Origin of the sequence: Bradyrhizobium canariense (assembly GCF_018130465.1) — a bacterium.
Taxonomy (GTDB): domain Bacteria; phylum Pseudomonadota; class Alphaproteobacteria; order Rhizobiales; family Xanthobacteraceae; genus Bradyrhizobium; species Bradyrhizobium canariense_C.
Map to the genome: position 1 here is coordinate 1 of NZ_JAFCKJ010000010.1, position 22,263 is coordinate 22,263.

Genomic DNA, 22,263 nt, shown 5'->3' on the forward strand with positions numbered 1-22,263 from the left:
AGGGCGCCTGAAACTACGACTAGTCCGATATGGAAAGCGATGGTCCTAATTCTAATAGAGCCAACCGGAGGAAACATGACTGCTCTTTTAGATCTGGTGCTTGAGTCTCACGGAACTCTTGAACGATGGCGAAAATTCAACGCGATCACGGCGTCGGCGACCGGCTTCTGGTGCGGCTTCGCTCCATTCCTTGCAGTGCATCACTCAGACCGCGGTTACGGCGTCGGACACCTTCCCGGCCCGCTCGATCGCGATCTCTCGAAGCTTGTGTTTGAGTATCTTGCCGGTGGAGGCTGCGGGCAGCGCGTCGAGCACGATCAATTCAGTCGGACGCTTGTAAGACGTGAGCTGTTGGGCCGTAAACGCCTTGAGGTCTTCGGCGCTAACGCTGGCGCCGGGGAGAAGCTGCACGAACGCGACGACCTCCTCGTTGCCATCAACTGGTCGTCCTACCACAGCTGATTGGACGACTTGGTCGTGTGCGTTCAGCACCGCCTCCACCTCGGCGGGATAAACGTTGAAGCCGGAGCGAATGATGAGTTCTTTGGTCCGGCCAGCAATGTAGAGATGCCCCTCGCTGTTCACCCGGGCGAGGTCCCCTGTGTTGAACCATCCCTGTTTATCGATCGCCGCGGCCGTCTGCCCGGGTGAATGATAGTAGCCAAGCATCACGTTGGGACCTCGGACGTGCAGTTCGCCCACTTCGCCGGTCGCCACCTTCTTGCCCTGCCTGTCCACAATCCGATGCTCAATACCGGGAAGAAAGGGGCCGACCGAATCGTCCGAGATTGGGTGTTCGGAACGGACACCCGATAGGCCGGGCGAACATTCGGTTATGCCGTAATTGTTCAATAGCGGGATTCCGAATTCGTCCTCGATCCGCTTCTTCAAGTCGAGGTCGAGCGGCGCGCCGGCAACGGCTATGGTCCGCAGCTTGCCTCGCTCGAGCCGCTGGATACCCTTGACCGCCTTGTGTTCGAGCAGACGCTGATATGTGGCGGGAACACCGAACAGGCTCGTAATCCCCTCCTCGGCGATGGCATGGGCCAGGGCGGCGGGATCGGCCTTTGCGACAACATACAATGTGCCGCCGTGCATCAGCGTGGCGATCAGCAGGATCGTATACCCGACGATGTGGGACATCGGCAGCACGCCGTAGATGCGGTCGGCCGGGCCGCTTTGACGAAGAATTCCTGAAGTCCTTGCGGTAAAGAGCAGATTGCGGTGGCTCAGCATGACCCCCTTCGGTGCACCGGTCGTGCCCGAGGTGTACAAGAGGCCCGCGACCTGGAGGGCGCCGTCCTTCTCAACGGGCTCCGCTTGCGCATCCGCATTGAGAGGACCAATGCCGATTCCACCGAACGGTCCCACGGCGTCTATCTTGGCGCCGACGCGGCCAGCGTGATCCGCAGCTTCCTTCGAAAGCGCTGAGTTGAACAGCACGCGCCTGGCGCCGCTGTGCGTTCCGATCAGATCGATCTCCCTGGCGGAGAGGCGGGGATTAACCGCAATGCCCCAAGCATCGAGCTTGCTCGCCGCGAAGAGCATCGCCCCCAAGGCCACGCTGTTCTCGCTCGCAATCATCACGCGATCGCCGGGCCCGATCCCCAAATCGGAAAGGTCCTTCGCCACGGCGTCGACAGCTTCCGAGAACTGCCGGTAGCTCCACGAACGCCCCCCTTGAACGAAGGCCGGATGATCCGGCATGTCCCGCACGAACGGCGCGTAGACCTCATGTACCCTGGACGGCAAGCCGTCCAGCAGCTCGGCCGCCGTGATATCGTCCACGCTCCTCATGCCATCCTCCTCGCGCCTTGTTTTCGGGAGTGCTGCGCGGCCCCCTTCAAATCGGTAGGTTCGCTCCTTCACTTCCATCGGCCGGGCGAGTAAATAGTTCTAAAATAGAACTGTCAAGTCTGACAGACGTTCGCTTGTGTTAGGCACACAGATGTCCAAGCGCAGAAAATTAATTCCTATTTGGCATTTAATGTTCTAGAGCAAATCGTTCGGAGAAATCAGTGGGATAAGACGCACTTCAGAAAGCGCGCCCTGCTCGTTGAAACGCACAGTCGCGGCAATCAGCGCGCGTTAGAATCTGTTGATGCTGCGTGAATGCTTGCTTTGCGTGCGCAGGTTCTAGAGGCCCCTGTTGAGGCTTGGCGTACATTCGGCCGCAGCGTTCAGGCAAACCGCGAACGGCACAGGGGCAGTTCGTTAGCGGCTCGCAACAAGCGCGTAGCCGCTATATCAGTGCGGCATTAATCGCCACGGATACTGCTAGAGCTGGCAGTCACCATTTCTCGAGCCACGGTCGGAGCACGACTTCGAACGCCCAGGTCGACCGATGCTGGCGATGCAGCTGAAGATAGGTTTTCGCGATATGGATGGGGTCGGCCATGTTGTCGTCGACGGTCGTTCCCGCCAGCCGGTGCGCGCGGGTCCCGTCCTCCTGGGTCCAGCCGATCGCGGCGTCGATCGGCACATTCGCAACGTGGATCCCCTGCGGCATCAGCTCTCTTGCCATGCTTTGCGCCAGTCCTGACTTGGCCTGACATGCCATTGCAAAGGCGCCACTTGATGGGAAGCCTTTGAGCGCCGCGCTGGCGTTCGTGAAGATGATCGTTCCTCTCGCGCCGTTGGCGTCGGGTTCGTTTCCCAGCATGAGCCGAGCTGCCTGTTGACCGACCAGAAACGCGCTGAAGGCCGAGTTTCGAAGTGTTTCGAGCGCCAAGACTGGGTCGGCCTCGATAACGCTCTTGCGAAAAATGCCGGGAACGCGGCCATCGATGTTGTGCACGACGAGCCTCGGCGTTCCGACGTCTCGAACAACATTTCCGAACAGCTGCGCCACGGCTGCCGGTTCGCTGGCATCGCAGGCATATCGGCGCACGTCATGCGTCTTCTCGAGCGTCTCAAGGGCCGCCTTGTCGGGATTCCTGGCAGCGACGCAGACCCGCATGCCGTTTTCCGCAAACAGCCGGGCGCAACTCGAGCTGATGCCCGGACCGCCGCCGACAACGAGCGCGACGTCCTGTAAAGATTGGGTATCGCGATTGGATTGAGTCATGTTGCTTGCTCGCGTGCGTTTGGTGGCCGGCAATCTAGTTCTTCAGTGACTCGATCAGCCTCACCTGAAATTAGGAGCGCGTTTCTCGATGAAGGCCCGCACCGCCTCGGTATGCTGCGCGGTGCTCGCTGCGAGGACCATCTTCTCGGCCTCATGGTCCAATGACGTCAGGAAGTCAGCCGAAAAAGCAAGGTCGAGATTATCCTTGATGGAGGCAAACGCACTCGCCGGACCGTGCGCCAACGTTCTCGCGATCCCAAATGCTTCGCGCTGCAGGTCGACATCAGGCACCACGCGATTTACCAACCCCAGTGCTTCGCAACGGCGCGCATCGATCCGTTCGGACAGGAACATAAGTTCGCGGGCACGCGCCGTCCCGGCGAGCCGGGTCAACAGCCACGAAATGCCGTAATCGCCGGTGAGCGCAATTCTGGCATAACCAGTCGTCATGATGGTGGATTCAGCCGCGATGCGAATATCGCAGGCGAGAGCGATCGCAAGCCCGGCGCCAGCCGCCGGTCCCGGCAAGGCCGCGATGGTGGGTTTGCGGGCCGAGACAAGCACGCCGGTCAGCGTTCGCTGACGCTCCTTCAGTCGCGCAACCTTGTCGCTGAGTGACATAGCCGGTGCGGCCGAACTGCCGCCCATCCCCTTAACGTCGCCTCCGGAACAGAAAGCGCTGCCTGCACCGGTAATCAACAGCGCGCCGACATCCGGATCGTCACCGCTCTGCTTGATCATCCGACGCAGCGCCGGCGTGAGATGATCGGACAGCGAATTTCGTGCCTCGGGCCGATTTAAGGTGATCACGGCAACGCGATCCCGGATCACGCACAGCAGTTCGTCCGTCCCTGTATCAACCGAGATCGACTCATCCGTCATGGTTTGACCTTTCAGGTTCAGCATCTGCGGCGCTCTAAAATGATAAGCGCGTAATCCAACCGCAACCGCGTTTCTCATCGGCCAGGTGTCACCAGTTTTCGCGGAATGGTCGCAGTTCCGTTAGAAATGACCACGCCGATCGGTCCTGGCCGTAGAGATGGTACAATTCGTCGGCGATGGCAGCAGGCTTGATGAAGAATTCATCCGGTTTGTCGCTCATGCGTGCGCGCATCCGGGGCGTGTCGATCACAGCGTCGATGAGAAGATAGGCCACATGCACGCCGAGAGGCCCCATTTCCCGTGCGATCGACTCGGCCAATATGCGCTGAGCGGCCTTTGTCGGAGCGAAGCCGGCGAAATTGGCCTTGCCCCGGATCGACGACGTGTTTCCGGTCACCAGGATGGCACCCCGACCGCGAGCAATCATGTCAGGAGCCACTTCGCGCGACAGATATAACAGGCCCATGACGTTGACCTCGAAGTTGTTCTTCAGCATCTTCGGATCGATCTCGCGAAAGCTCCCCCATCCCCCGCCGACCGCGTTGTGGATGAGAACCTCGGCCGCGCCAAAACGGCGCTTTGCGTCAGCGACCACCGTCCGCACCTGACTCTCGTCTGAGACGTCGCAGGTCACCGCATGCACGTCGGGAAGCTCTTGCGCAAGACGATTGATGAGATCGGTTGACCGAGCAAGCGCTATGATACGAAACCCGCCGGCAGAGAAGCGCTTGACGATGGCAGCTCCAGTGCCCGGCCCTACCCCGGTCACGATCGCGATCGGTTTCCCTGTCACTTGACGCTCCCTTCGAGCAATTGTCCCGCCGCTCTCATATGAATTCGCTCGGACTGCAACTGGTGGGAGGCAGCCTCATGCGCAGATACCAGGGCCAGACGAACCGCGACATTCTTGTGGTAAGTTGTTCCCGCAATAGGTTGCAGGCTGTCTTGGCCATTTTCCGGCCATCATGGTGACCTCCCTTACGTTTATGATTTTTCGCAGTGCGTCGCCCTCGTTGTTCTTCGTTGCGGCTTTCGAGTGCGGCCGCCTACGGTCTTGCGTCCGGCATCGAGGATGCGGTCGGAAAGTTTTCCCGCGCCGACGGCACGCGACAGCACGATCGATCCCACCAGGGTTGCGATAGCCCCTGTCGCGATCTGGCGGGCCTGTCCAGCTGGCTCACCGGGAAGCAACTCGACAAGGGCATCGATCATCTTCTCCAGTTTAGAAGCCAGGGCCTGCTGCTCGCTCGGGCTCGACCGCGCGACATCGACGGCTAGGGTTGGAAGCGCGCAACCGTGTTTAGGATTGTCGCGATGCCTGAGACTAAGATAATCGGCGATCAAGGCCTCGAAGCGTTCCCTGTTGGTTTTCCCGGTCGCCAGTTTTTTCCATCGCTCAGTCGTTTGGTCCATGGCAAAGGCGATCGCCTCGCTGACAAGCGCGGCACGCGAATCGAAATGATTATAGAAACCGCCGTGCGTGAGACCCGCGAGCTTCATTAAGTCGACAACACTGAGCCCCTCCGCGCCCCTTTGGCGCAAACCGTAGGAGGCATTTTCAACGATTCGATCGCGAGTTTGACGCCTGTGGTCTTCTACGTATCGCATCGCCACTCCGTGCAAGGTCCTAAGGTGATCGGCTGCACAACCCGTCCCCATCCCCAAAGCAATTCTGGAACGCGCTTCCTTGAAGTTCGCGGCAACATTTCATTGCAATGCTGGCTATCTTATATGACTATCGTCATATAACAACGCCTATCAACAGGAGAGATCGCCATGGCCACCGCTTCCGACCCCGTCGTCATCCTTTCCGCCGCTCGGACGCCACTCGGCCGCTTCATGGGCGAGTTGTCGCCTCTCAGCGCCCACAAGCTCGGCTCCCACGTGATCGGCGCGGCGCTGGAACGGGCCGAGCTGGCGCCCGAGCGGATCGATGAGGTCTTCATGGGCAACGTCTTGCCGGCCGGACAAGGCCAGGCGCCGGCGCGCCAAGCCGCCCGCGGCGCCAAACTGCCTGATGCCACCGGCGCCACAACCGTCAACAAGGTCTGCGGTTCCGGCATGAAGGCGACCATGCTGGCCCACGACATCATCAATGCGGGCTCAGCCTCGATCGTACTGTCGGGTGGCATGGAGAGCATGAGCAATGCGCCCTATCTGCTGGCTAAGGCACGCGGCGGTTACCGCGCCGGCCATGACCGGATCATCGATCACATGATGATGGACGGGCTGGAGGACGCCTATGAGACCGGCCGCTCGATGGGCGATTTCGGTGAGGCCACCGCGGAAGCCTATCAGTTCACCCGGAAAGATCAGGATGCCTACGCGATGGAGACTTTGACCCGCGCCCGCAAGGCCGTGGAGGGGGGCGCATTCAAGGCCGAGATCGCGCCGATCACGCTGACCGAGAAAGCTGGACCGCGGATCATCGCCAATGACGAGCACCCGCTCAAGGTCGATCCCGCCAAGATCCCCGGGCTGAAAGCCGCGTTCCGCGCCAACGGCACCATCACGCCGGCCGCCTCCTCCGCCAATGCCGATGGCGCTGCGGCGCTCATTCTTGCAAAGCGCTCGCTCGCGGATCGCGACGGTCTCCCCGTACTGGCCGAGATCAAAGGGCACGCCACCCATAGCCAGGAACCGCAATGGTTCACCACCGCGCCGATCCCGGCCATTCGCAAGCTGTTGGACAAGGTCGGCTGGAGCGTCGGCGATGTCGATCTGTTCGAGATCAACGAAGCCTTTGCCGTAGTGGCAATGGCCGCACAAAAGGATCTCGGCATCCCCAGGGAGAAGCTGAACGTCAATGGCGGCGCCTGCGCGCTCGGTCATCCAATCGGTGCCACCGGCGCGCGCCTGATGGTGACGCTGCTGCATGCGCTGGAGGCGCAAAACCTCAAACGCGGCGTTGCAGCCCTTTGCATCGGTGGCGGTGAAGCCACCGCCATCGCGATCGAGCGCGTCGTCCGCAGATAGCACAGCCGATCCGACCAGAAGGGCTCGGCGAGCGGCGCGAACCGCGTCACTCGCCTCCTTGTGACCTGCCTATCCTATCAGCGCGAAAGCTCCCATGGCTGGCCAGCGCCAAACGACCAAAAGCGTGCCGAGGGACGTTCCCGTCTCCAGTGGCCTGGCGATCGCAGTTCTTTCCGTCCTGGCCGCCATGGGTACGCTCGCGACCAACATCTTGCTGCCGTCGCTGCCACAGATTGCGATCTCATTGAATGTCACCAGCGCGGCGGTCACATCCGCCATCACCGTCTTTCTTGCTGTGTTCGGCATAGGCCAACTCCTGGTCGGACCGATTTCGGATCGTTACGGGAGGCGCTGGCCAGTCTTGACTGGATTTGCCGTGTTCATCGGCGGCAGCGTCTGGTGCGGTTTGGCAAACGACCTGCCTAACCTTTTGGCCGGCCGCGTCGTGCAGGCTGCTGGCGCGTGCGCGACGTCCGTGCTGTCTCGCGCCATCGCCCGCGACATGTTCAGTGGGCCGGCGCTGGCACGCGCGATGGCTATCATCATGATCGCAATGTCAGCAGCCCCCGGATTCTCGCCGCTGCTGGGCGGCGCACTCGATCACAGTTTTGGCTGGCGCTCCGAATTCGCTTTTGTCGCGGCGTTTGCCGGAGCTGGCGCCATTGGCTACGGCATCGTCCTCGGCGAAACCCACAACTCCACCCGCACTCCGCTCTATCCGGTCGCCATCGCCAGGACCTATATTGACCTGATTGGCGATCGTCGCTTCGCTATTCCCGCTGCGACGGCGAGCCTGATCATAGGCGGCTTGTTCTCGATGTTTTCGGCTGCACCGCGCTTATTCATCGAAGCGTTGCACTTCACGCCGATCCAGCTCGGCCTCTTCTTCGCCGGTACCGTCTTTATCGTATTCACCGCGGGCATGCTGGCGACGAAATTGGCACCACGCTACGGCCTCGATCGCCCGATCCGGGCAGGACTGTGGGCAACGGCCGCCAGCAGCGTTGCGGTACTGCTCATCTCAATGATCAGCCCGACTTTTCTGCCGTTTCTGGGCGCGATGTGCGTATTTCTCCTCGGCATGGGCGTCGTTAGTCCACTGGCCACCGCGCGGGCGCTCTCTCCATTTGGGGAGAAGGCCGGCGCAGCCTCGGCGCTGCTGGGTTTCTGGCAGATGATGAACGCCGCAATCGGCGTATGGCTTGCGGCCACGGTGTCGCATGAAGCAATGTTCGCGCTCGGCATCGTTTTGAGCGCGTTTTCACTGCTCGCACTTGTCCTGTACGCGTGGGGCCTGAGGTCACCTGTTCCACATTAGCTGCCATGGAACTCCGGTTTGCTACTGCCTGGCGGGCGCGGCATCTCGAACATGTTCTCCGTCTTGACCTCGAGGTAATCACCACCACGGCCGGCGCGCAGTATGGGACGCGCAAGTGCCGTGTTGTAGACGCCGTCCTCGATCAAAGACTTGTCGATGTATACTGCGACGACCTCGCCGAGTACGAACCATCCTTCGACCTTCTCACCGCGCGCATTCGCCAACTGAGAGACCTCGACGACCTTGCATTCCATAGCGGCCCTGCTCTCGCCTACCCGCGGCACCGCTACGTGGCGCCCGGGGATTGGCGTCAGCCCTGCCGTTTCGAACTCGCTTACACCGTGATCGAGGGGCGCGGCCGTCTTGTTCATGCGCTCGCCCAGATCCATCGTAACCAGATTCCAAACAAATTCGCGGGTCTCGCTGACGTTCTTGACGGTGTCCTTCCAGGAAATTGAGGAAAATCCGATTATCGGAGGGTCGTATAGGAACGCGTTGAAGAAGCTGTATGGAGCGAGGTTCAGTTGACCAGCCGCATTGCGTGACGAAATCCAACCAATCGGACGCGGCGCGACAATCGCATTGAATGGATTATGTCGGAGCCCGTGGCCCTTTGAAGGCTCGTAGTAGTGGAAGTCGGCCAGATCCATAAACTCCCCTCCCCCGAGACTGCCGAAGGCCATCCATTGCTGGTCAATCGAGCTTCGCCATAACAATCATCCCACGCACAAACGTGCGTGGGCATCGCCTCGTTAGAACACCTGGCTACGCGATCGCCCGGGCGGCAGCTGGCCTTTGCTCGGCGCCCTCAAGGAAACCAGTCAGGCGTTGACGGATGATTCGCTCGGCATCCGCCATGATACGTTCGATCAATTCCCTCACCGTCGGAATGTCGTTGATGAGTCCAACGACCATGCCGCAGCTCCAGGCGCCTGCATCCATATCGCCATCGACCATCACCCTGGGGTAGACACCCGCCACCTGTTCGTGGATATCCTCGATCTTGAGGCTCGCCCCCTTCTCGCGCTCGACTTCGAGCAGATGGGTCACGCCCTTGTTCTTCAGAACGCGCTCGGTGTTGCGTAGCGCGCGCATCACCAGCACGGTGTCGAGTTCGGTCGCCTTGACCAGCGCCTGCTTTACGTTGTCGTGGACCGGCGCTTCCTTGGTGGCGACGAAGCGGGTGCCCATGTTCATGCCGGCCGCGCCCATCGACAGAGCGGCGACTAGACTCCGCGCGTCCGCCATTCCGCCCGATGCAACGAAGGGGATCTTTAGCTCATCTGCGGCACGCGGCAGCAGGATCATATTCGGGATGTCGTCTTCTCCGGGATGTCCGCCGCATTCAAAGCCATCAACGCTGACGGCGTCGCAGCCGATCTTCTCCGCTTTGAGTGAGTGCCGCACCGACGTGCACTTGTGGATCACTTTGATGCCGGCCGCCTTCAACGCCGACATGTACTGCTCGGGGCTGCGGCCAGCGGTTTCCACCGCCTTTACGCCGCCTTCCTTAATCGCGGCGATGTATTCCGGGTAAGGCGGTGCGGTAAAGCTCGGAAGGAAAGTCAAGTTCACGCCGAACGGCTTGTCCGTCATGTCGCGGCAGCGTGCGATTTCCTTGGCCAACAGTTCCGGCGTCCTTTGCGTCAGGCCGGTGATGATCCCGAGTCCCCCGGCGTTGGATACCGCGGCGGCGAGCTCGGCGAAGCCGACATAATGCATGCCGCCCTGGATGATTGGATGCTTAATGCCGAACAGTTCAGTAATCGCTGTCTTCACGAGATTCTCCTGCGTTTCCAATCAATGGACGATTTCAAACAGACCAGCCGCGCCCATGCCGCCGCCGATGCACATTGTCACCACGCCGTATTTCGCTTTGCGCCGCCGGCCCTCAATCAGGAGGTGGCCCGTGAGCCGCGCCCCGGTCATGCCGTAGGGATGACCGATCGCGATCGAACCGCCATTGACGTTGAGCTTGGTCGGATCAATGCCGAGCTTGTCGCGGCAATAGATCACCTGCACCGCGTAGGCTTCATTGAGCTCCCAGAGATCAATGTCGTCGATCCTCAGGTTATGGCGCTTGAGGAGCCGCGGGATCGCTGCGATCGGGCCCACGCCCATTTCGTCCGGCTCGACGCCGGCGGCAACGAACCCGCGGAAGATGCCAAGCGGCTTGAGGCCCTTCTTTGCCGCGATCTTGTCGCTCATGATTACGCAGGCCGAGGCGCCGTCGGAGAGCTGGCTGGCATTGCCCGCACTGATGGTTTTTCCCTCGAAGACGGGCTTGATCTTTGCAAGGCCGTCGGCGGTGGTGTCCGGCCTCGGACCCTCGTCCTTCGACAGCGTCACCTGCTGATAGCTGACCTGCTTGGTATCCTTGTCAACCACCGCCATTTTGGTCGTGATCGGCACGATCTCGTCATTGAAACGGCCGCCCTGCAGCGCTGCACCCACGCGGCGCTGGCACTCGAGGCTATATTCATCCTGCTTGTCGCGACCGATCTTGTAACGTTCGGCAACGACCTCGGCTGTTTCCAGCATCGACATGTACATTTCGGGCTTCATCGCCATCAACTCTTCGTCGACGACATGAAACTTGTTTATGTGGTCATTCTGTACGAGGCTGATCGATTCGATGCCGCCGCCGATTGCGATCTCGACGCCGTCTGATATGACCGAGCGTGCGGCAACCGCGATCGCCTGCAGGCCGGAGGCACATTGCCGGTCAATCGTGGTGCCGGCAACAGTCACCGGCAGGCCAGCGCGGATGGCGCCCTTGCGCGCCACGTTCATCACCATGGTGCCCTGCTGCATCGCGCAGCCCATCACCACATCCTCGACCTCGCCGGGCGCGATGCCGGCCCGCTTCACCGCTTCGGCCATCACGTGGCCGGCCAGGGTTGGGCCTTCGGTGTTGTTGAGCGCGCCGCGATAGGCCTTACCGACGCCGGTACGGGCGGTGGAAACGATTACTGCTTCAGTCGTCATGCTTGCCTCTTTGGTCAGGCGGCCGCGTCGAGCTGCGCGTAACGCAGCACGTGATACGCGGGATCGCCGAATTGGATGTTGATGGAGGAGATTCTCTTGAAATAGTGTCCCACATTGAGCTCGTCGGTCATGCCCATGCCGCCGTGAAGCTGCACAGCCTGGTCGGCCACGAACCTTGCCGCATAGCCGACCTTCGATTTTGCGCCGGACGCGAGCCTGGAAAGGCCGGGCTCATTCGCTGTCAGGCTCAGGGTGAGATGCTGCATCAACGAGAGGGCCTCCTGATGCGCAATGAACATGTCGACCATGCGATGCTGCAGCACCTGGAAGCTGCCGAGCGTCATGCCAAACTGTTTTCGGGTCTTGCTGTACTCCAGTGTCGCTGTGTTCAGCTCCCCGATGGCGCCGACTGTTTCGGCGCACAACGCGGCAATAGCGCGATCGCGGGAAGCCTCGAGTGCGGCGACACCCGCACCCTCTCCGCCGAGCAAGCGGCCCCTCACGCCATCCAGGCCGATCTCGCTCGCGCGGCGGCCGTCAATTGTCTTGAAGGTTCGCAGATGCAGATTCGCCGCCCGGCGATCCACGATGAAAAGACTGACGCCCTCGCGGTCGTTCCGGTTCCCCGAGGTGCGTGCGGAAACAATCAGATAGTCCGCCCACGGCGCGGCGATCACCGCGGCCTTCTCGCCAACCAGTATGTAATCGTCGCCCTCGCGTCGTGCCGTCGTCGCGACATTGGCTGGATCGAAACGTGACGCTTTCTCGGTCCAGGCAAGCGCCCAGATCGACTTTCCTGCGATGATGTCGGGAATAAACTCACTCTTCTGAGTCGGAGACCCCTGACTTTCGAGCAAGCCACCGGCAAGCACGATGGTCTCGACGAAAGGTTCGACCACGAGATGGCGGCCGAACTCATGCATCACGATCATCGTAGAGAGCGGACCACCGCCGAGGCCGCCGGCCTCTTCCGAGAATGGCGCGGCGAGCAAACCGAGCTCAGCAAAGGATGACCACTGCTTCCGGCTCCAGCCTTCCTCGCAAGCAACAATCCGGCGGCGAGCATCGAAATCGTACTGGTCACGGAGCAGACGCTGCACGCTAGACCGCAACAACTCCTGCTCTTCAGTGAACTGGATATCCATTAGAGGTCCCGCTTTGCTGAGTTCAAAGGCCAAGTACCGCCTTGGCAATGATGTTGCGCTGGATTTCGTTTGATCCGCCGTAAATGCTGAGCTTGCGCGCGTTCAGGTATTTCTCCGAGGCGGTATGGCCATAGTCCGGCCCGGGCATGAAGCGGTTGGCGCTCACCGGCTGCTCGCGCAGCGCAAGCCCGTAATTGCCGATCGCACGGTGGGTCAACTCCGTGATGCTCTGGAAGATTTCGGTGCCCCGTATCTTGAACAGGGATGCCGCGGGTCCGGGATCAATACCCCGCGCCATCTGCGCCACCACCCGCAGTTCGGTCGCCTCCAGCGCCAAGACGTCGAGCTCGATGCGGGCGATATCCCGCCGGAATTCCAGATGCGCCGGATCATCGGCCGGAATTTCGGCCTTCACGATCTTCTTCAGCCGGTCCAAATAGCGCGTGGAACGGCCTATTCCGGCCATGCTGGTGCGCTCATTGCCGAGGAGGAATTTTGCGTAGGTCCAGCCCTTGTTTTCCTCACCGATTAGATTCTCGACGGGCACCCGCACGTCTTCGAGGAAGACGTCGTTGACCTCGTGGGATCCGTCGATGGTGATGATGGGCCGCACGGTAATGCCCGGCGATTTCATGTCGATCAGCAGGAAGGAGATGCCGGCCTGGGGCTTCGCCGCGGGGGCGGTCCGCACCAGGCAGAAGATCCAGTCGGCATGCTGGGCCAGCGTGGTCCAGGTCTTGTGACCGCTGACGATGTAGTGATCACCGTCGCGCACCGCCCTGGTGCGCACAGAGGCAAGATCGGAGCCGGAGCCAGGTTCCGAATAGCCCTGGCACCACCAATCTTCGCCCGAAAGGATCCGCGGCAGAAACTTCTTTTTCTGCGCGTCATTGCCGAAGGTGTAAATGACCGGACCGACCATGGTGACGCTGAACGCAAGCGGCGGCAGCGCTCCGGCCCGAGACGTCTCCTGTTCGAAGACGAAGCGTTGCGTGACCGACCAGCCTGGGCCGCCGTACTCCTTCGGCCAGAGCGGAGCAATCCACCCCTTCTTGTGCAAGATCCGGTGCCAGAGCAGCGACTGCTCCTTCGTCAAATCGGTCTCGGGATTTGGGACGCGCATTTCCGGCGGATAGTTTTCAGCGATGAAAGCGCGAACCTCATCACGAAAGGCCGCGTCTTCGGAAGACAGTGCGAGTTCCATCGTGCGCGTCCTACCACTTCTCACCGAAGGGGCGTATCTCCATCTCAAAGGTCCAGGCGCTCTTCGGCTGCTGATAGAGCTGCCAATAGGACGTCGCCACCGAGGCCGGTGGCATCAGCGCATCGGGATCGTCAAGCGCATTGGGCCCGAGCGCTTCCAGGCGCCGCTGGCGGACCCACTCAGTGTCCACACCCGAATCGATGATGAGGTGGGCGACATGAATATTCTTTGGGCCGAGTTCGCGCGCCATCGCTTGCGCTACGGCGCGCAGCCCGAATTTGGCGCTGGCGAACGCGGCATAGCCGCTGCCGCCGCGCAAGGACGCTGTCGCACCGGTGAAGAAGATGTTGCCCTGGCCGCGCGGCAGCATCAGCCGGGCTGCCTCACGGCCGGCGAGGAAACCGGAGTAGCAGGCCATCTCCCAGACCTTGCGGAACACGCGCTCGGTCGTGTCGAGGATCGGGAAGTTGACGTTGGCACCAATGTTGAAGATGCAGACATCCAAAGGCGCGTGTTTGTCAGCGTCACTCAGGAAGGAGATAATCTCCTCCTCTTTGCGCGCATCGAGCGAACGAGCATGGATCTCGCCGCCCGCAGCCTCGACCTCCTTGACCAACGGCGCCAGCTTGTCGCCGTTGCGGCGGCCAGCGAAGACAGTAAAGCCCTCGGAGGCAAACTTCTTGGCGATTTCGCCGCCGATGAAATCGCCGGCTCCGATCACGGCGGCAGTTGCATTTCTTTTTTTCAAGGGTGTTCTCCCGGTCAGGTCAGATACATTGTCTGCGTAGATTCGGCCGTCAGCGCTGGATGAACTTGGCTACCTTCGCCTTGCAGAGACTCCGCGAGCTTGTGCTTGAGTATCTTGCCCGTTGAGGTGGCCGGCAAGGCATCAAGGATGATGATCTTGGACGGCCGCTTATATGAGGTGAGCTGAAATCTGATGAAACTCATGAGATCCTCCGGCGTCACCGGTGATCCCGGCAGCAGCTGCACAAAAGCGACAATCTCTTCATTGCCGTCAGTTACACGGCCGACCACGGCGCATTGCACGACGTCCTTGTGTGAACTGAGGACCGCTTCGACCTCGGCGGGATAGACGTTGAAGCCCGAGCGGATAATCATCTCCTTGGTGCGCCCGACAATGTACAGGCAATCGCCGTCGAAACGCGCTATATCGCCGGTATTGAACCAGCCCATACTGTCTATCACCTCGGCGGTAAGCTCGGGGGCACGATAGTAACCGAGCATCACGTTGCGGCCACGGACATGCAACTCCCCGACTTCTTCTCTTGTCGTAGGAAAACCGTCGAGTGTTCTGACCCGCGCCTCTACTCCCGGCAGCAGCGTACCAACCGCCTGGTCCGACCGGGGGGCATCGAAGCGCACCCCCGATATTCCCGGCGAACATTCGGTGATGCCGTAGCCATTTAGCAGCGGAAGGCCGAACTCCTTTTCCACGCGCGACTTCAGGTTCAAATCGAGGGGCGCGCCGGCGACGGTCATCAAGCGTAACGCGCCCCGGGAGAGCCGCTTCACGCCTGACACCCTCTTGTATTCCAGGAGGCGTTGATAAGTAGCAGGCACGCCGTTGAGGATGGTAATACCCTCCTCTCCGATCGCCCTGGCGGTCGCCGCAGGATCGAACTTGCTGACCATCCGCACCGTGCCCCCGACCATCAATGTCATGATTAGGAGCGAGATGCCGACGATATGGGAGATTGGCAATACGAGATAGATCTTGTCATTGTGATCCATCTTGCGGACGTGGGCGGTCGCCTTTGCGCTGATCAGCAGGCTTTCGTGCGACAGCATCACGCCTTTCGGCGTCCCCGTCGTTCCCGAAGTGTAGATCAGCACCGCCACTTGCTTTGCCGGCTCGGCCTCCACCGGCTCGATGGTAGCGCTTTCGCTTAGCGGGCCAACACCAATCTCCAGCAGCGCTCCTATTTGTCGGTTCTCCGCGCCGTAGCGTAATGCGTGCGCCGCAGCCTCTCTCGAAACACCAGAAGCGAAGAACATCCGACGGGCACCGCTATGGTCGCGGATCTCATCCAGTTCGCGTGCGGACAATCGAGGGTTGGCAACGATCGCCCAGGCGTCGAGCCGGCTCGTCGCGAATAGCAACACGGCAAGCGCAATACAGTTTTCGCTGACAATGACCATTCGGTCGCCCGCTCGGATTCCCAGTGACGACAGGACGGCGGCGATCTCACTGACGCGCTGATCCAGATCGCGGTAGCTCCAGGATGCCCCGTCTTCGACCAGCGCGATCCGGCCCGGGGATTTGGCAACCTGCCTTGCCGTGACGTCATGGATGCGGCGCGGCAAGCCGACAGCAATCTCGTCGAGATTGATCGCCTCTGAAAGCTCCGCCACGACCCCTCCCGTCTAAACCATGCTCACATTGCAGCGCGACACGTTCGCCGCCTACCTAACGTTCTTTTTTAGAACTCGTCAATCATTAATTCAACCGATCCCCTTCCCATGGGGGTAAAGAGGCAACGTTCCTGCCGTATTATTGGCGCGGAACTGAGCGAAGCACCTGATTTACAATGTATCGAACTGTCGGTACGATAACAGTATCAAATCAGAACTAACAGGGGACATGAAATGGCAGAGGGCCGCGGCGTGGCGATACTTGTGGGTGCAGGCGATGCCATCGGAGCAGCTGTCGCCCGGCGTTTTGCGAAGGGCGGCTACACGGTTTGCATCTGCAGGCGCGATGCATCCAAGTCGCAGGGGCTCGTGGGCGAGCTGAGGGCTGGGGGACATAACATTCACGCCTTCAGTGTCGATGCCCGCCAGGAAGCAGAGGTCCAAGGCATATTCGCGCGAATCGAAAAGGAGTTCGGGCCCATCGAGGTCTGCCTCTTCAACGCTGGATCGAACGTCAACAAGCCACTGCTGGAGACAACCGAGAAGCTGTTCTTCAAGGCTTGGGAATTGGCCTGCTACGGCGGCTTCCTGGTCGGACGTGAGGCTGCGCGCTTCATGCTGCCGCGCGGACGCGGCACCATCTTCTTTACGGGTGCGACCGCTAGTGTACGTGGCGGCCAGGGGTTTGCGGCATTTTCTTCAGCGAAGTTCGGACTTCGAGCGGTAGCCCAGGCGATGGCGCGCGAGCTCGGACCGAAGAACATCCATGTCGTGCATCTGCTGATTGACGCCGGCGTCGACAGCGAGGCGATTCACCAGCGCATGAAAGCAGCAAAAGGGATCGAGGCAAGCGAAATTCCCCCAGATAGCCTGACCAAGACGTCTTCCATTGCTGACGCCTATTGGTTCACCCACCAGCAAAGCAGAGATGGCTGGACTCACGAGCTCGATCTGCGTCCGTCCGTGGAGAAGTGGTAACATGAACGTGACGCCAAACCTTACCCTGTGGGGCGTTGGCACAAGCCGCACCATTCGCCCACACTGGGCCATGCACGAACTGGGCTTGGCATACACGACAAAACCGATCGGACCGCGAACGGGGGAGACCAAGACCGCGGAATACACCAAGCTCAATCCGCGCCAGAAGATTCCGCTGCTTCAGGACGGCGACTTCAGCATCGGCGAGAGCGCCGCAATCGTTGCCTACCTGTCGCGAATGTACTCCACGACGGAACGCTCGCTGATTCCTGAAACCACCCGTGAGTATGCCGCGTGGCTGGAATGGTGCTTCTTTATCGTCGCGGAACTGGATTCAACCAGCCTTTACGTAATGCGCCGCCATCGCGCCGACGCGCTCGGTCCGATCTACGGCATAGCCCCCGAGGTCGTTGCCCAGGCCGGCGAGTATTTCCGTCAGCAGTTGCGCCATGTCGAAGTCGCGCTCGCAGACGGCCGGAAATTCCTGATGGGCGACCGGTTTACCAGCGCCGACATCCTGCTCACGACCTGCCTTGAGTGGGCTGTCGCCTATGGCGTCAGCATTTGCGACAACGCGCAGCCCTATCTCAAACGCATCAAGAAACGGGAGGCCTTCCAGCGAGCCGTCGCGGCAAATGCCCCGTTAGTACCGATCACGCCGGTGCCGGCCAAGGTTTAGAAACCGACCACCATTCGCGCAGGGGTTCGACGTTAGATCGCCACGCGTACGCTACGCTCGGCGACCATCTTGTCGATGGCGCTATCGTCGTAACCCAGCTCCTGCAACACGTCGCGCGAGTGCTCGCCGACCCGGGGAGCAGGCCCGCCGATCGCGGCCTCATTGATCTCAAAGCGGGCTGCCGGCTTCGGCTGCCGCACCCGACCGACCTTCGGCTGCTCGAACTCTGCGATGATGCCGCGCGCGATTACCTGTTCATTGTGAATGATCTCGCCTCGCCGCAGAATCGGAGCGCAAGGGACGTCGGCCGCGTCCAGGCGCTCCAGCCATTCGGCAGTGGTGTGCTGTCCGATGTACTCCGCCATCTTGTTGATACGTGCCGTGGCGTTTACCGAACGCGCGGATGGCGTCGCAAATCGAGAATCCTTGGCAAGCTCGGGATCGCCGGCGGCCCGGCAGAACCCCTGCCATTCGGAATCCGAGATGGTACCGGCCGTGATGTAGCCGTCGCTGGTCTTGAATACGAGATCCGGTCGATCGTTAGGATCGGCAGCGGTGGTCTCGGCTCCCACTACCGTGTACTGCATCATGCCTTCCGGCCACAGGTACGAAATCATCGCATCTAGCATTGCGACCTGAATATGATCGCCCTGCCCGGTCTTCTCGCGGGCGTAGAGCGCCGCTGCCACTGCCTGCGCGGTGAACACGGCGGTCGTCTTGTCGCATACGATGGTGCGGATCATCTGCGGACGGTTTGTGACCGGCTGCGACTGGATATCGGCAAAGCCCGACAGCGCTTGAATGATCGGATCATAGACGCGCTTCTTCACATACGGGCCGGTCTCGCCGACGCCGCTGATCGAGACATAAATCAAGCGCGGATGGCGTTGGCGCAACTCATCGACGCCAAGGCCGATGCGCTCCATGGTACCGGGCCGAAAATTCTGCACCAGGACGTCCGCCCGCGCGACCAGCTTGGCGAGGACCTCTCGGCCGGCCGCGCTCTTGACGTCGATCGATAGTGAGCGCTTCCCGCGGTTCGAAGAGATAAAGAGCGCGGAAAACTCTCCGTCTTTGTCAATGGTAGCGCGGCTGCGCCGCGTAATATCGCCACCAACCGGCTCAATCTTCAGAACGTCAGCACCCTGATCCGCCAGAAACATGGTCGCGTAGGGACCGGACACCACGCCTGTCAAATCCAGGACTCGAACACCGCTAAGAGGGCCAGGCATGGGCATTTTCCCTGAGGTTACTTTGTTGCTGGGCTGACTGAGGTTTCCTCATGCAAGCCCGGAACATCGGCCTGGCTCTGCAGGCCTCAATTCTCAACCTTAGGCCGTTTTCGAAACCAGCTGACTGGTCTGTTCGACGATCGACTCCTCGACGTCACGGAGCTGGTCCTTGCCGAAGAACATTTCCTTTCCAACGAAGAAAGTCGGTGAGCCGAATGCTCCACGGCTAACCGCGTCGGTGGTCCGATCGATCAACCCCTTCTTGACGTCATCCTGCTGCGCACGTGCAATCAACCTATCGATATCGATGCCTGAGGAGATGAATGCGTTCCGGAAAATTTCGAGATCATCCATCTTCTTCGGCTCTTCCCACATATGATGATAAGCGGCGCGGAAATAAGGCTCGAACATGCCTTCGAACTGAGCCGCGACGGCACCGCGCATCAACATCAGCGTGTTGACCGGAAAGAACGGATTCGGACGGAATTTCGTGATTCCGTGGCGACGGATAAACCGTTGAGTCTCGAGCGCCTGGTATTCCGGCTTGTTCTTGATTCCGCGAAGCGAATCGAAGGGAGACATGTTGCCTGTCGCCTTGTAGATGCCGCCAAGCAGAACCGGGACGTACTCGAATTTTACGCCGGTACGCCGCTCGATGCCCGGAATGGCTACTTCCGCCAGATATGCGTTCGGGCTGCCGAAATCGAACTGGAATTCAACTTTCAGGGGCATGTCAGCTTCTCCCGCGAGCGCATTGGATGTTCAGGCCTGGTATTCAGCAGCCGAAATACGACCATGACTGTCTTTATAGTTCTAAAAACGAACTGTCAATTATTTACGCTATTCTGCTGATTTTGCCATCTCCTTAGGGGATTGTTTGGAGCTGAGTACCTATCTAGAATGGGAGGTGAGCTGAAGTTACCTTGGACGATTCGAGCGAATACAGCGTGCCGGATGGATTGGAGAGCAGGAAATGCGATGGGATGCCCTTGAAGAAGAGCCGTGTTCGATGGCCCGCACGATTGGCGTGATCGGCGACCGTTGGACCCTACTTATCCTGCGCGAATGCTTTCTGCGCACGCGCCGCTTCGAAGGATTTCAGTCCGCGCTTGGGATCACTCGTCATTTGCTCGCGGAGCGGCTGAAGAAACTGGTGCGGCAAGGCGTGCTGCGCCGCATTCCCTATCAGGAGGCGCCCAAACGGCATGAATACATCCTCACCCAAAAAGGGCTCGATCTTTATCCAATCATGATGGCAATCGTGCACTGGGGTGACACGCACATGGTCGACACCCGCGGGCGGCCGTTGCTGCATGAGCACCGCAAATGTGGCAAGAACTTCGATCCGGTTATGGTGTGCTCCGAATGCGGTGAGCCGCTTTCGGCCAAGGAGGTTCATACTCACCCTGGCCCCGGCGCGCGAAGCACCCCGGCAATACAGGCACCGGAGAAACCCAAAGCAAGGGCGCGCCGCAGCGCTGCTTAAGGTGGCCGCTCACGCTGGTATGCATCGAAGTTCTCGCTAAGCTTCAGCGCAAGCACCCCCGCCGCCACCAAATGGCGACACCAAGACGTCCGACTCTCCACGAAAAAGCGGAATGCCACCTCAGACCCAAGTCACATCATGATTTGGGTCCTTCCAGTAGAGACGTTCTACTTGATCAGAGCGGTTCTTCAGCACAGCACGTTGATTGACATAGGCCTTGTCGGTGATTTCTCCTGCGGCCAATGATGGCGGATCTTTCAGCAGGGAGAACGAGTAGATCCTTTCGCTGCTCCCCGCGGTTTCATTGTATTCCTTGAAACGATCCTTCAGAAATTGAGTCACGAGGGGGTCACAGGTCAAATCTGATGCTGATGTCTTCGAAATCCGTACCGCCTCGGTAGGATTTAACCAGCAGAGTAGCGCGCACGATTCGCGGTTTTCTCCCGCAATGACGATGTCCAGCAATACGCCGCGAGTTGCCGCCAAAATCGCCGCGCGCATATTCCCAATCGAGATCCATGTGCCGTTCGCGAGTTTAAAGTTCTCGGAAATTCTGCCCGTAAAGCGCAGCCCAAGCTCCGGCTTCTGAGGATCCAGGAACGAGACGGTATCGCCGATGCGATAGAACCCCTCCTCATCGAAGGCCTTTTCCGTCAAATCCGGCCTTCCGAGATAACCGGGCGTAACGTTGGGTCCCTTGACCCTAACCTCGAAAGTATCTGAAACAGGAATCAGCTTCAGTTGCAGCCCCGGCGCGGGAAGACCAATCTCGCCCGGCTGCTCGGTTGCCCAATGGGTCGTACTTATTGTCGGGGCCGTTTCGGTAGTGCCGTAGCCCGACATCACCGGAATGCGCCGGCCGGTGATCGACGATATCAACCGATAGAGTTTTTCAAGCGTGGTTTCCGAAATTGCAGCCCCGGCGTAGCTCAATCTGTCCAACCGCTTGAACACGGCGGCGCCAAGGTCGCGATCGTTCTCGATCGCGTCACACAGGAGATTATAGCCGGCAGGCACGTTGAACATCGCGGTCGGCGAAATCTCCTTAAGATTCGCGATTGTCTTGTGGAAGAGCTGAGGCAGCGGCCGGCCGTCGTCGATGTAAAGCGTCCCGCCATTCTTGAGAATCCCGTGAAGGATCACATTGCTGCCCATGGTATGATGCCAGGGCAACCACTCAACCTGCACCGGTGCGTCCGGAGGAGATACCAGCAGACTTCCCATTTGCAAGGAGCTCGCCATCATGCGATGGGTGTTGAGCACGCCTTTGGGGAAACCGGTCGAACCGGATGTGAAGAGAATCTTTGCAACGGCGTCGCAAGAAATTGCCCGTGAAGCATCCGCAAATCCTTCGTTCCCGGTTCGGGATGTCAGTGCGCCGAAAGGCACGGTATCCGGCCCACCATCGACGCTGATCCAGGTCGCGGCTGCCAGTTCGGAAATGGTGCGCCCGGCGAAAAAGCCGCTCGCGCTCTGGACGAAAACGAAATTCGGGCGCAACGTTTCCGCGATATCCTTGAGACGAGCCAGACCGCCGGGCATCAGCGTGTAGTTTGGCGATATCGGCGCCAGGATCACCCCCATCGACATCGCGGCAAACGAGATCAACGCGTTCTCGATGGAGTTTCCTGAAAGTATCGCTAGCTTGTCAGCCGGCTTTGCGCCCATATCGATCAGGCTTTGGCCTACCGCCTGAACCTGCGACCATGCTTCGCTATAGGTGATCTCGTCCCACCCCCCATTCGCATTGCGTTGCGCGAGAAAAATTCTGTCCGGAACCGAACCTGCCCAGCTCGGAAGAAAATCGGTGATGCGCCAGTCACATTTCCCCAATTCGAGGGGCGAGCACAACACGAGCGTTCCATCGGTTCGACGATCGATGGAAAGCTCCCTCGCCGCAAACGTCAGTGCCTTCGTCGACATCGAAAACAA

The 22,263-nt window shown here is 60.0% G+C and carries 20 protein-coding genes; 5 read left to right on the plus strand and 15 right to left on the minus strand.

Annotation, left to right across the window (positions count from 1 at the left end; all coding sequences use genetic code 11):
- Positions 1-204 precede the first annotated feature (204 nt).
- The 5 genes from JQ591_RS24120 to JQ591_RS24140 form a co-directional block, all read right to left on the minus strand.
- Positions 205-1,797, minus strand: coding sequence for a class I adenylate-forming enzyme family protein (locus JQ591_RS24120; RefSeq protein WP_211398473.1), 1,593 nt, complete (start codon positions 1,795-1,797; stop codon positions 205-207).
- 493 nt (positions 1,798-2,290) lie between these two features.
- On the minus strand, positions 2,291-3,067 hold the full coding sequence (locus JQ591_RS24125) for an SDR family oxidoreductase (RefSeq protein ID WP_211398474.1): 777 nt from the start codon (positions 3,065-3,067) through the stop codon (positions 2,291-2,293).
- Between the two features lie 60 nt (positions 3,068-3,127).
- Positions 3,128-3,949 (minus strand): enoyl-CoA hydratase-related protein, encoded by an 822-nt coding sequence (locus JQ591_RS24130; protein WP_211398718.1) that lies wholly within the window; start codon positions 3,947-3,949, stop codon positions 3,128-3,130.
- A gap of 88 nt (positions 3,950-4,037) precedes the next feature.
- Positions 4,038-4,742, minus strand: coding sequence for an SDR family NAD(P)-dependent oxidoreductase (locus tag JQ591_RS24135; RefSeq protein WP_211398475.1), 705 nt, complete (start codon positions 4,740-4,742; stop codon positions 4,038-4,040).
- A gap of 191 nt (positions 4,743-4,933) precedes the next feature.
- Positions 4,934-5,557 carry a TetR/AcrR family transcriptional regulator gene (locus JQ591_RS24140; RefSeq protein WP_211398476.1) on the minus strand — a complete coding sequence of 208 codons (624 nt, stop codon included), beginning with the start codon at positions 5,555-5,557 and terminating at the stop codon, positions 4,934-4,936.
- Positions 5,558-5,725: 168 nt separating this feature from the next.
- On the opposite strand from JQ591_RS24140, the gene JQ591_RS24145 reads away from it, so the two are divergent.
- Positions 5,726-6,925, plus strand: coding sequence for an acetyl-CoA C-acyltransferase (locus tag JQ591_RS24145; RefSeq protein WP_211398477.1), 1,200 nt, complete (start codon positions 5,726-5,728; stop codon positions 6,923-6,925).
- Between the two features lie 94 nt (positions 6,926-7,019).
- The gene (locus tag JQ591_RS24150; RefSeq protein WP_211398478.1) at positions 7,020-8,243 is read left to right on the plus strand and encodes a multidrug effflux MFS transporter; all 1,224 of its coding nucleotides are present in this window, start codon (positions 7,020-7,022) and stop codon (positions 8,241-8,243) included.
- Here the strand turns inward: JQ591_RS24150 and JQ591_RS24155 are convergent.
- The 7 genes from JQ591_RS24155 to JQ591_RS24185 all read right to left on the minus strand — a co-directional run bounded on the left by JQ591_RS24155 (position 8,240) and on the right by JQ591_RS24185 (position 15,956).
- Positions 8,240-8,893 (minus strand): flavin reductase family protein, encoded by a 654-nt coding sequence (locus JQ591_RS24155; protein ID WP_211398479.1) that lies wholly within the window; start codon positions 8,891-8,893, stop codon positions 8,240-8,242. The two genes, JQ591_RS24150 and JQ591_RS24155, sit on opposite strands and share 4 nt — an antisense overlap.
- A 115-nt stretch (positions 8,894-9,008) precedes the next feature.
- Positions 9,009-10,022 carry an NAD(P)H-dependent flavin oxidoreductase gene (locus tag JQ591_RS24160; RefSeq protein WP_211398480.1) on the minus strand — a complete coding sequence of 338 codons (1,014 nt, stop codon included), beginning with the start codon at positions 10,020-10,022 and terminating at the stop codon, positions 9,009-9,011.
- A gap of 21 nt (positions 10,023-10,043) precedes the next feature.
- Complete coding sequence (locus JQ591_RS24165; protein WP_211398481.1) at positions 10,044-11,231, minus strand: acetyl-CoA C-acyltransferase; 1,188 nt, start codon at positions 11,229-11,231, stop codon at positions 10,044-10,046.
- A 14-nt stretch (positions 11,232-11,245) separates the two neighbouring features.
- Positions 11,246-12,376, minus strand: a complete 1,131-nt coding sequence (locus JQ591_RS24170) for an acyl-CoA dehydrogenase family protein (RefSeq protein ID WP_211398482.1) — start codon at positions 12,374-12,376, stop codon at positions 11,246-11,248.
- A 22-nt stretch (positions 12,377-12,398) separates the two neighbouring features.
- Positions 12,399-13,580 (minus strand): acyl-CoA dehydrogenase family protein, encoded by a 1,182-nt coding sequence (locus JQ591_RS24175; protein ID WP_211398483.1) that lies wholly within the window; start codon positions 13,578-13,580, stop codon positions 12,399-12,401.
- A gap of 10 nt (positions 13,581-13,590) precedes the next feature.
- Complete coding sequence (locus tag JQ591_RS24180) at positions 13,591-14,328, minus strand: SDR family oxidoreductase (RefSeq protein WP_211398484.1); 738 nt, start codon at positions 14,326-14,328, stop codon at positions 13,591-13,593.
- Positions 14,329-14,342: 14 nt separating this feature from the next.
- Positions 14,343-15,956, minus strand: coding sequence for a class I adenylate-forming enzyme family protein (locus tag JQ591_RS24185; protein WP_211398485.1), 1,614 nt, complete (start codon positions 15,954-15,956; stop codon positions 14,343-14,345).
- 234 nt (positions 15,957-16,190) lie between these two features.
- Between JQ591_RS24185 and JQ591_RS24190 the strand changes: the two genes are divergently transcribed.
- A complete protein-coding gene (locus tag JQ591_RS24190; protein ID WP_211398486.1) occupies positions 16,191-16,934 on the plus strand; it encodes an SDR family NAD(P)-dependent oxidoreductase in 744 nt (247 codons plus the stop codon).
- 1 nt (position 16,935) lies between these two features.
- Positions 16,936-17,613, plus strand: a complete 678-nt coding sequence (locus JQ591_RS24195; protein WP_211398487.1) for a glutathione S-transferase family protein — start codon at positions 16,936-16,938, stop codon at positions 17,611-17,613.
- 32 nt (positions 17,614-17,645) lie between these two features.
- Here the strand turns inward: JQ591_RS24195 and JQ591_RS24200 are convergent, their stop codons facing one another.
- Positions 17,646-18,845, minus strand: a complete 1,200-nt coding sequence (locus JQ591_RS24200; protein WP_211398488.1) for a CaiB/BaiF CoA transferase family protein — start codon at positions 18,843-18,845, stop codon at positions 17,646-17,648.
- 99 nt (positions 18,846-18,944) lie between these two features.
- Positions 18,945-19,577 carry a 2-hydroxychromene-2-carboxylate isomerase gene (locus JQ591_RS24205; protein WP_095425811.1) on the minus strand — a complete coding sequence of 211 codons (633 nt, stop codon included), beginning with the start codon at positions 19,575-19,577 and terminating at the stop codon, positions 18,945-18,947.
- 241 nt (positions 19,578-19,818) lie between these two features.
- On the opposite strand from JQ591_RS24205, the gene JQ591_RS24210 reads away from it, so the two are divergent.
- Entirely contained in the window at positions 19,819-20,331 is a 513-nt protein-coding gene (locus JQ591_RS24210; protein ID WP_095425810.1) for a winged helix-turn-helix transcriptional regulator, read from the plus strand.
- Positions 20,332-20,451: 120 nt separating this feature from the next.
- Here the strand turns inward: JQ591_RS24210 and JQ591_RS24215 are convergent, their stop codons facing one another.
- A complete protein-coding gene (locus tag JQ591_RS24215; RefSeq protein ID WP_211398489.1) occupies positions 20,452-22,254 on the minus strand; it encodes an AMP-binding protein in 1,803 nt (600 codons plus the stop codon).
- Positions 22,255-22,263: the final 9 nt, after the last annotated feature.